The 10092-nt window shown below is 31.8% G+C and carries 8 protein-coding genes; 4 read left to right on the top strand and 4 right to left on the bottom strand.

What is annotated here, in order from left to right; genetic code table 11:
- Nucleotides 1-182: 182 nt before the first annotated feature.
- The 3 genes from KA468_RS09255 to KA468_RS09245 all read right to left on the bottom strand — a co-directional run bounded on the left by KA468_RS09255 (nt 183) and on the right by KA468_RS09245 (nt 4016).
- Nucleotides 183-395: a hypothetical protein gene (locus KA468_RS09255; protein WP_291242659.1), complete on the bottom strand. Its 213-nt coding sequence runs from the start codon at nt 393-395 to the stop codon at nt 183-185.
- A gap of 138 nt (nt 396-533) precedes the next feature.
- On the bottom strand, nt 534-2699 hold the full coding sequence (locus tag KA468_RS09250; protein ID WP_291242658.1) for a S46 family peptidase: 2166 nt from the start codon (nt 2697-2699) through the stop codon (nt 534-536).
- A gap of 66 nt (nt 2700-2765) precedes the next feature.
- Nucleotides 2766-4016, bottom strand: a complete 1251-nt coding sequence (locus KA468_RS09245; RefSeq protein WP_291242657.1) for a glycosyltransferase N-terminal domain-containing protein — start codon at nt 4014-4016, stop codon at nt 2766-2768.
- Nucleotides 4017-4113: 97 nt separating this feature from the next.
- Between KA468_RS09245 and KA468_RS09240 the strand changes: the two genes are divergently transcribed.
- From KA468_RS09240 to KA468_RS09230, 3 genes are all read left to right on the top strand, one after another.
- Nucleotides 4114-5244: a DegT/DnrJ/EryC1/StrS aminotransferase family protein gene (locus tag KA468_RS09240; protein WP_291242656.1), complete on the top strand. Its 1131-nt coding sequence runs from the start codon at nt 4114-4116 to the stop codon at nt 5242-5244.
- An 80-nt stretch (nt 5245-5324) separates the two neighbouring features.
- On the top strand, nt 5325-6338 hold the full coding sequence (gene galE / locus KA468_RS09235) for a UDP-glucose 4-epimerase GalE (protein WP_291242655.1): 1014 nt from the start codon (nt 5325-5327) through the stop codon (nt 6336-6338).
- A 17-nt stretch (nt 6339-6355) separates the two neighbouring features.
- The gene (locus KA468_RS09230) at nt 6356-7249 is read left to right on the top strand and encodes an EamA family transporter (RefSeq protein WP_291242654.1); all 894 of its coding nucleotides are present in this window, start codon (nt 6356-6358) and stop codon (nt 7247-7249) included.
- 72 nt (nt 7250-7321) lie between these two features.
- Here KA468_RS09230 and fabD read toward each other — a convergent pair whose 3' ends face one another.
- Complete coding sequence (gene fabD / locus KA468_RS09225; RefSeq protein ID WP_291242653.1) at nt 7322-8194, bottom strand: ACP S-malonyltransferase; 873 nt, start codon at nt 8192-8194, stop codon at nt 7322-7324.
- 112 nt (nt 8195-8306) lie between these two features.
- On the opposite strand from fabD, the gene KA468_RS09220 reads away from it, so the two are divergent.
- On the top strand, nt 8307-9935 hold the full coding sequence (locus KA468_RS09220) for a hypothetical protein (RefSeq protein ID WP_291242652.1): 1629 nt from the start codon (nt 8307-8309) through the stop codon (nt 9933-9935).
- Nucleotides 9936-10092: the final 157 nt, after the last annotated feature.

The following is a 10092-nucleotide window of genomic DNA, read 5'->3' as shown; positions in this document are numbered from 1 at the left end:
CCTGAAAGGGTCTCACGCAATCTAATTCACGCGTCAGTAGTAAAAGAGATGCTTTCCGCATTACAAGTATGCGCTCAAGTATATTAATTTATCGTATAACTAATTTAAATTCGTTCACTTTTGAGCAAAAAAAAATCCCGACTAAGTCGGGATTGATTTCTTTTCGAAAAGAAGGTCAAATATTATTTTTTAACTTCTTCTTTAACTTCTTCAGTTTTTGTAGCAGCGCTATCTGTTTTCACAGCAGCAGTATCAGCTACAACAGCAGTAGTATCAGCTACAACAGCAGTAGTATCTACAGCAGTAGAGTCAGCAGCTGGAGTTTCTTCAGCTTTTTTGTTACAAGAAACTAATACAGCAGCAACGAATGCTAAACTTAAAACAACTTTTTTCATCTTAATTTTATTATAAAGGTTAATTATTTATGAAGCAAAGATATAAAAAAAATTAAATGTCAAATACTTTTTTTAACTTTTTTTAAAATATTTTTCAATTCTTGCACAATTCATCCTATGTTACTTAGAAAATAACGCCTATTTCCCTTTGTTTTTAGGTGTATTCGGCTGATTATAAATGATTTTCATTTCATCAATTAAATTTTTCGCACCAGCATATTTATCTATAATAAATAGAATATATCGTGTATCTACCATAATATTTCTACAAATTTCTGGAGAATAATACACATCACTCATTGTTCCTTCCCAAACTCTGTCAAAATTTAGTCCAATTAGGTTTCCATTGGCATCTAAAGCTGGACTTCCAGAATTTCCTCCTGTGGTATGATTTGTAGCAATAAAAGCCACTGGCATTTTGCCATTATCAGCATATTTACCATAATCTTTAGTATTATATAAATCGATTAATTTTTGCGGTACGTCAAATTCATAATCTCCTGGAACATATTTTTCCATCACACCATCTAAATATGTAAACGGAGAATAAACAACTGCATCGCTTGGTTTGTAACCTTTTACTTTTCCGTACGTTACACGCAAAGTAGAATTGGCATCAGGGAAAATTCTCGCCGATTTTGGACTTAACTCTAAAATGGCTTTCATATAAGTGCGTTGCGTAGCCATATTTTTCAAATTAATTTCGTCATATTTTGGCGCTACGTTTTTATTATATGCTTCAGCAAGGATTTTTACAAAAGCAAATCCTTTATCTTGATTTAATCGTTCTAAAACCGTTTTGGCATCTCCAGATAATACTTCTTTCAAACCAGAATAAGACGTTAACTTAGATGAATTAAAAATTTCAGATGCTAATTGAGTCGCATCAATTCCTTTTACACTTTCAGGTAAAAATTGTTGCGGTGATTTTTTACTATAAATAGCTATTAATTTTTCGAATACTTTTTCGTCAACTTGAGCATTAAAATCTTTGTATAAAGGCTCAAATGCTTCAATTAAGTTCTTTTTTCTATCATTAAATGCTTGTTCACCTTTTGAATTATACACTTGCTCTAATTGAAACAAACGGTATCCAAAAGATAAAATTTCGGTATTTCTTAAAACTACTTCAGTATAATAATCTCTTGCAATAGCATACTCTTTAATAGCTGCGTAATTTGTTGCAAAGTCAGATAATAAATTTCCATATTCTGCTTGTTTTCCGGCTTTGATAATTTTATCTGTTAAGTCTTTTTCAAAAACTTGCTTTGCACCTACTGCATTGGCTTTAATTAAACCTTTGCGCTCTCCAATCCATTTTTTCCAATAATTGGCTACTCCAGCATATTTTGAAGCATATTGAATTTTAATCGCTTGGTCTTTTCTCATAAAACCATCTTGAACTTTTAAAGCTGCATCACGAACTTCAATTCGTGCCGGGTTTAAATCGTTTACCATTTGCTCCACAGCATAAGAAGGTAAATATTCTGTAGTTCTTCCAGGATACCCCATTACCATTGTAAAATCGTTTTCTTGGATTCCTTTTGCAGAAACTGGGAAAAAATGTTTAGGTGTATACGGCACATTATCTTTTGAATACGCTGCTGGACGATTGTTTTTATCCGCATAAACTCTGAATAAAGAAAAATCTCCCGTATGACGAGGCCAAACCCAGTTGTCAGTATCTGATCCAAATTTTCCTATAGAACTTGGCGGCGCACCCACTAATCTAATGTCTTTGAAGTTTTCTGTAACGAATAATAAATATTGATTTCCATCATAAAAAGATCGTACTAAAACATCTTGCCAAGCTTCTCTTACATACGATTTGTTCAATGTTGCAATATTTTCTTGAATTTTCTTTTGCTTTTCTGCTTCAGAAGTTAAAGCTGCAACACCTTCAAATACTTTTGTGGTAACATCATCAATTTTTACAATAAAAGTAACTACCACTCCTGGATTTGGAAGTTCTTCCTCCATTTTATACGCCCAAAAACCATTGGCTAAATAATCGTGTTCCACTGTAGAATGATTTTGTATGTTATCATATCCACAATGATGATTGGTTAACAATAAGCCTTTTGAAGAAATCATTTCTGCTGTACAACCGCCATCAAATTGAGGAACGGCATCTTTTAAAGATGATTTATTTATAGAATAAATTTGTTCTGCCGTAAGTTTAGAACCTAAAGCTTTCATTTCGTTTTCATTCATACCTTGCAACAATGATGGAATCCACATACCACCTTGTTGGGCTTGAGTTTGAACGATAAATAATAATAAAAATAATTTTAAAAATTTCATAGGATAATAGTTTAATGCTTGCAAGTTAATATAATTAGTAAAATTGTGTCAATTTTTAATATTTTATTAAGAGATGTTATTCAATATATGTTCCGTGGCACCTTTATTCATTTGAACAAATGTACTACAAATGTGCCCTTTTTCTAATCGTTCTTCCTCGTTTTGTAGTAACAAGTTGAACGCATCATTTAATTCTGAGTGATTTTTTATAGAAACACAACCTTTTAAACCAACTAAAGCAATCGCTTCTGCAAAATGTGAATAATTTGGGCCCATAACAATTGGAATTCCAAAAGTAGCGGGTTCTAAAAGATTATGCACACCTGGATTTCCAAAACCACCTCCAACGTAGGCAATATCTGCATAACTATAAATTTTGGTTAAAATTCCGATTGTATCAATTATAAAAACTTGAAAATCTTCTAATTTGTCTTGCTGAACTTGTTTCAGCATCTCCTCTTTTTCAGAAAATAGTAGTGTTTTCTTTGAAATTTTAGATTTAAGATTTAAAATTTGATTATGATTGATATTATGTGGTGCAATTATAAATTTTACATTTTGAGATGCCGATTCAATATAATGAATTAATAATTCTTCATCTTTTGGCCAACTACTTCCAATTACAATTGTTGGCTGATCATTTTTAAACGCCGCAATAAAATCTAACGTATTGTCTTTTTCTAAAATGGTCACTACCCTATCAAAACGGGTGTCTCCAGAAACTTTTACATTGGTAAAACCTATACTTTTTAAAAGTGTCTTTGAACTTTCATTTTGCACAAAAAAGTAATCAAAAGTGTGTAATGCTTTTCTGTAAAAACCACCATACCATTTAAAAAAGTGTTGCTTTTCTCTAAAAATTCCTGAAATTAAATACGTTGAAATCGATCTTTTTTTAAGTTCGGTTAAATAATTCGGCCAAAATTCGTACTTGATAAAAAACACCATTTCTGGATGCACTACTTTTAAAAATTGTTTGGCATTAGAAATCGTATCCAAAGGCAAATATACCGTAACATCTGCAACGGTATTATTTTTTCGAACTTCATATCCTGAAGGCGAAAAAAATGTAATTATTATTTTATGATTGGGATACTTTTGTTTGACTTTTTCAATAACTGGCAAGCCTTGTTCGTATTCACCCAAAGATGCTGCGTGAAACCAAATTGTTTTATCAAATTCTTGAATATTATTTTTCAAAGTTTCAAAAACAGATTTTCTTCCTTCAACAAATAATTTCATTTTTGGACTAAAAAATGCAAAAATCTTTAAAAGCTGAGAAGCAAAAAGAAGTATAAAGTTATAAATAAATGACATAGTACTAATTTATGTCGCTAAATTACGTTTCTTTTATGGAACACAAAAAATGTAAGCAGAATTTCTTACTTTTGCTTGACTTAATTAGATTAGGAAGATGAAAAAATTACAAATGGTTGACTTAAAAAGTCAATACGAAAAAATAAAAGACGAAGTAAATGCGTCTATTCAAGAGGTTTTAGACAACAATACCTATATAAATGGTCCTTTAGTACATCAATTTCAAGCAGATTTAGAAAAATATTTAGGCGCAAAACACGTAATTCCTTGTGCGAACGGAACAGATGCGCTTCAAATTGCGATGATGGGATTGGGTTTACAACCTGGTGATGAAGTCATTACAGCAGATTTTACATTCGCTGCAACCGTTGAAGTGATTGCTTTATTGCAATTAACGCCAGTTTTGGTGGATGTAGATATGAATAATATGAATATTTCATTAGAAGGAATTCGTAAAGCGATTACTCCAAAAACGAAAGCCATTGTTCCTGTACACTTATTTGGTCGTGCTGCAAATATGGATGCGATTATGGAAATTGCCAACGCACATAATTTATATGTAATTGAAGATAATGCACAAGCAATTGGAGCGGATTATACCTCAAAAGATGGTTCTAAAAAGAAAGTGGGAACCATTGGACACGTAGCTGCTACTTCTTTTTTCCCATCTAAAAACTTAGGATGCTATGGTGATGGCGGTGCGATTTACACAAACGATGACAATTTAGCACATATTATTAGAGGAATTGTAAATCACGGAATGTATGAAAGATATCATCACGATGTTGTAGGAGTAAATTCTCGTTTAGATAGTATTCAAGCAGGCGTTTTAAAAGCAAAATTACCTCATTTAGATACCTATAACAGTGCTCGTCAAAATGCAGCGAGAAAATATTCACTTGCATTAGGTGTAAATAAAAATATCGTAGCACCAACTATTTGCGAAAGTTGTGATTGTCACGTATTTCATCAATATGTAATTCGTATTACCAATGGAAAACGCGATGGATTATTAGCGCATTTACAAGAAAAAGGCATTCCTTGTGCTATTTATTATCCAATTCCATTACATAGTCAGAAAGCGTATGCTGATACTCGTTATAAAGAAGAAGATTTTCCAGTAACCAATCAGTTATGTAAAGAAGTTATTGCCTTGCCTATGCACACGGAATTAGACGATGAACAAATTAAATTTATTACCGACACGGTTTTAGAATATATGAAATAAGAAAATAGAAAATAGAAAATAGAGAAAACACCTTACAGTAACATCTATATTCTATAATCTATATTCTATAATCTTAAATAATGAAAATAGTAGTAACAGGTGGTTTAGGTTTTATTGGATCTCATACCGTTGTAGAATTACAAAATGAAGGTTTTGATGTAATTATAATTGATAATTTATCAAATTCTTCTATTGAAGTTTTAGATGGAATTGAACGCATTACGGGGAAAAAACCAATTTTTGAATCTATCGATTTAAGAGAAAAAGCGGCCGTTCAAAATTTCTTTGCAACGTATACCGATATTTCTGGAGTAATTCATTTTGCAGCGAGTAAAGCCGTGGGTGAAAGCGTCGAAAATCCGTTATTATATTACGAAAATAATATAAGTGCATTAATTTACGTGTTGCAAGAACTTACCAAATTAAAGTCGGCAAATTTTATTTTTAGTTCTTCTTGTACAGTTTACGGTCAAGCCGAAAAAATGCCTATAACAGAAGATGCACCTATTCAAACTGCTATGTCGCCTTACGGAAATACAAAGCAAATTGGTGAAGAAATTATTACTGATACTTCAAAAGTAAGTGCATTAAATGCTATTTTATTGCGTTATTTTAATCCGATTGGTGCCCATAAATCGGCAGAAATTGGCGAATTGCCTTTAGGTGTGCCTCAAAATTTAGTGCCATTTATTACACAAACCGCTATGGGATTACGAAAAGAACTTTCCGTTTACGGAAATGATTATCCCACAACCGACGGAACAGCTGTTAGAGATTATATTCATGTGGTAGATTTAGCAAAAGCACATGTAATAGCTTTGCAGCGTTTGTTGAATAAAAAAAATATAGATTCAGTAGAAACTTTTAACTTAGGAACTGGAAAAGGAAGTTCGGTTTTAGAAGTCATTCAATCTTTTGAAAAAGTTTCTGGTCAAAAACTAAATTATAAAATTGTTGGGCGTCGAGAAGGCGATATTACTGAAGCGTATGCCAATACAGATAAAGCAAATCGTGTTTTGGGATGGAAAGCCGCATCAAGTTTAGATGATAGTTTGGCAAGTGCTTGGAAATGGGAAAAGAAAATTAGAAGTTAGATAGCCAATTTCATAAAATGTCGAACCAAAAACCCGATTTAAAATTAATATTTTCCTTAGTAATTGTCGGGATAGTTTGGGGAACAACATATTTAGGGATTCGTGTAGCAGTTGAAAGCATCCCGCCTTGGTTTATTACTTCTATTCGCCAAGGAATTGCTGCATTAATTGTTCTTGGAATTTTAATTTACAAAAAACAATTATCTTGGATTGGTTGGAATAATTTAAAGTTCCAGTTGATTCCATCTTTGTTGATGATTGTTATTGCTAATGGTTTTACTACAATTGCAGAACAATCATTACCGAGCGGTTTGACTTCTATTATGAGTGCGCTTTCTCCTGTAATTATTTTTATTGGTGGTATTCTTTTTGGAATTGAAAAGCCAAATTTAAAAGGTTTAATTGGAGTTTTATTAGGATTTCTTGGAGTAGTTTTCATTTTTAGAAATGGATTGGAAGATATTTTAGATCCTAACTACAAAACAGGAATTTTGTTTTTAAGTATTGCCATTATGAGTTGGTCGGCTGGAACGGTTTATTCTAAAAAGCATACGCATAAATCCAATAACATAGCTCTAAATTTATTTTACCAATTTTCAATTTCTTCCTTAATTCAATTTGTTTTAGCATTTATTTTTTCTTCTAATACAGATATGAATACTTGGAGTTTACGAAGTATTTCAGCAGTAGTGTATTTAGCTGTTTTTGGTTCGGTTTTGGCTTTTTTCTGTTATCATTATGCGTTGAAAAAAGTAACAGCAGTACAAGTTTCAATACTGAATTATGTCAACACAATAATTGCAGTTTTCTTAGGTTGGCTATTACTTGATGAAGTAATTACATTTGATTTTATAATTGCAACTGCATTGATTATTTTAGGAGTTTTCATAATTAACTATAAGAAGAAATGAAAACTTTTAAACCATTAAGAAATTAAGTTTCATTTAGACTTAATTCCTTAATGGTTTATTATCTTAATACAATTAAGCCGAAATAGTTTCTACTTCTCTATCAATTTTATTTACCAATCCAACCAATACTTTTCCCGGTCCAACTTCTGTAAAACTTGAAGCGCCATCGGCAATCATTTGTTGAACAGATTGCGTCCATTTTACTGGAGCGGTTAATTGAATAATTAAATTTTTCTTAATTTCATTCGCATCAGAAACAGCACTTGCCGTTACATTTTGATACACCGGACAAATAGGTGTTGAAAAATGTGTTGCTTCAATCGCTGCAGCTAATTCTTCTCTTGCTGGCTCCATCATTGGCGAGTGGAATGCTCCGCCAACAGGTAAAATTAAAGCGCGTTTGGCTCCAGCTTCTTTCATTTTTTCGCAAGCTAATTCCACAGCTTTGTATTCGCCTGATATCACCAATTGCCCTGGACAATTATAATTTGCCGCAACAACAACGCCATCAATAGAAGTGCAAATGTCTTCAACAATTTTATCATCTAAATTTAATACCGCTGCCATAGTCGACGGTTTAATTTCACAAGCTTTTTGCATTGCCATAGCTCTTTTAGAAACTAATAAAAGTGCATCTTCAAAAGATAAAGCACCATTAGCAACTAAAGCAGAAAATTCCCCTAATGAATGACCCGCAACCATTTCAGGTTTAAAATTTTCTAAGGTTTTTGCTAAAATTACAGAATGTAAAAAAACCGCTGGTTGTGTTACTTTTGTTTCTTTTAACTCTTCTGCAGTTCCTTCAAACATAATATCTGTAATTCGGAAGCCTAAAATATCGTTCGCTTTTTCAAATAATTCTTTTGCTAAAGCTGATGTTTCATATAAATCTTTACCCATACCGGTAAATTGCGCGCCTTGACCTGGAAAAATGTATGCTTTCATATTTATTTGTTTCAAGTTTAATGTTTCAAGTTTTTAAAAAACAAAAATACTTATTTTGTAACAATCTTATCAAATTAATGACTAATATTTACAACATCTAAATCAAAATAAAATGAAAAAAATACTACCATTAGTATTAGTGCTACTAATTACGATTTTCTTTTTTTATGTAACACTTCCAGTTATAAGTTATGGCTTTTCCGGAATTACGGTTTTATTACTAATTATTGCGGCGTTATTATTTTTTACGTTTTCAAAATTTACAATTAGTGCCGACGGAAAAAGTTATAAACCAGTTCAAGTTTTTTGGAAAATTCCTGCATTACTTATTGGTATTGCTGTTTTATATGCATTTGTATTGCCTTTTTTTACATCGCACCCTGTTTTTAGAAGTGAAGATTATAGAAACTTAATTGGAAAAGTAGAAAATGGCGATAAATTGACCAACCATATAGCACCTATTTCTATGAATGAAATTCGAGTTGTAGATGAATCTTTAGCGTATTTATTAGGAGAAAAAATATTAGGAAGTCAACCAGCGTTGGGAAGTCAAGCACATTTAGGTGAATTTTTCATTCAGAAAGTAAACGGAAAATTATATTGGATTGCTCCATTAGAACATTCTGGTTTTTTTAAATGGCTAAATAACCAAAAAGGAACAACAGGATATGTAATGGTTTCTGCAACCAATGAAAGAGATGTTAAATTAGTACAAGAAGTAAATGGAAAACCCATTTTTCTAAAATACCAACAAGAGGCCTATTTTCAAAGTAATTTGCACCGTTATTTGTATTTTAACGGATATAACACAGTTGGTTTAACTGATTTTTCTTTCGAAATTGATGACGCAGGAATGCCTTTTTGGGTGGTTACTAAATACAAAAAACAAGTGGGCTTTTCTGGGAATGATGCCACAGGAATTGTGGTTGTAAATGCGCAAAACGGAGAAATAAAAGAATATGATATTAAAAATACTCCAACTTGGGTAGATAGAATTCAACCAATATCATTTATTAAAGACCAATTAAATGATTGGGGTGAATACGTAAAAGGATATTGGAATTTTTCAAATGAAAACAAACTTCAAATTACAGAAGATTTAACTTTAGTGTACGGAAAAGATAATAAATCATATTGGTACACAGGAATTACATCAGTAGGAAAAGACGAATCTGCAGTGGGTTTTGTATTAGTTGACACGCGAACTAAACATACAACGTTTTACAAACAAAGTGGCGCTACCGAATTTGCCGCTCAAAGTTCGGCACAAGGAAAAGTACAAGAAAAAGGATTTGTAGCGTCGTTGCCTATTCCGTATAACATTAACAACATTCCAACTTATGTAATGACGTTAAAAGACAATGGCGGATTAGTAAAAATGTATGCTATGGTTTCCATTTCAGATTATACAATTGTTGGAACAGGAAATACGATGCGTGAAGCATTAACCGCCTATAAAACAGCATTTAATTCATCTGGAAATAAAATAAACATTGATAGCAAATCATCTAAAAAAGTAGTTGAATCTACCATTATAAGAATTCAAAACGATGTAAAAAACGGAAATAGTTTTTACTATTTTACGGTTAAAGAATATCCAAATATTTTTGTCGGTTCTTCACAAATATCGAATCAATTGCCATTAACTACGGTTGGAGATAGAGTGAAAATTTCATTTGATATTGATACCGAAGAAATTGTGGATGTTTCGACATTTGAAAATATAAGTTTAAAAAAATAATAAAAAATTAAAAAAGGGAAATTTCAATAGAAGTTTCCCTTTCTTTTTTATTTATACAGCCAGTCTCCTAATAGCTTTCTTAATAAAGGAAGCAAAACAAAAACCATTAACGGAACTAAAATTCCTGTCATTAGTAAAGTTTTTAATGGCAAAGGCC

The sequence above is a fragment of the Flavobacterium sp. genome (assembly GCF_017985075.1).
Taxonomy (GTDB): domain Bacteria; phylum Bacteroidota; class Bacteroidia; order Flavobacteriales; family Flavobacteriaceae; genus Flavobacterium.
The sequence above is the reverse complement of the archived record's forward strand: the minus strand, read 5'-3'. Positions and strand labels throughout refer to the sequence as shown.

Coding starts and splice junctions, on each gene's coding strand:
- galE (WP_291242655.1), top strand. CDS start 5,325: ATGAAAATAGTAGTAACAGGTGGTTTAGGTTTTATTGGATCTCATACC.
- KA468_RS09240 (WP_291242656.1), top strand. CDS start 4,114: ATGAAAAAATTACAAATGGTTGACTTAAAAAGTCAATACGAAAAAATA.
- KA468_RS09250 (WP_291242658.1), bottom strand. CDS start 2,699: ATGAAATTTTTAAAATTATTTTTATTATTATTTATCGTTCAAACTCAA.
- KA468_RS09255 (WP_291242659.1), bottom strand. CDS start 395: ATGAAAAAAGTTGTTTTAAGTTTAGCATTCGTTGCTGCTGTATTAGTT.
- KA468_RS09220 (WP_291242652.1), top strand. CDS start 8,307: ATGAAAAAAATACTACCATTAGTATTAGTGCTACTAATTACGATTTTC.
- KA468_RS09245 (WP_291242657.1), bottom strand. CDS start 4,016: ATGTCATTTATTTATAACTTTATACTTCTTTTTGCTTCTCAGCTTTTA.
- fabD (WP_291242653.1), bottom strand. CDS start 8,194: ATGAAAGCATACATTTTTCCAGGTCAAGGCGCGCAATTTACCGGTATG.
- KA468_RS09230 (WP_291242654.1), top strand. CDS start 6,356: ATGTCGAACCAAAAACCCGATTTAAAATTAATATTTTCCTTAGTAATT.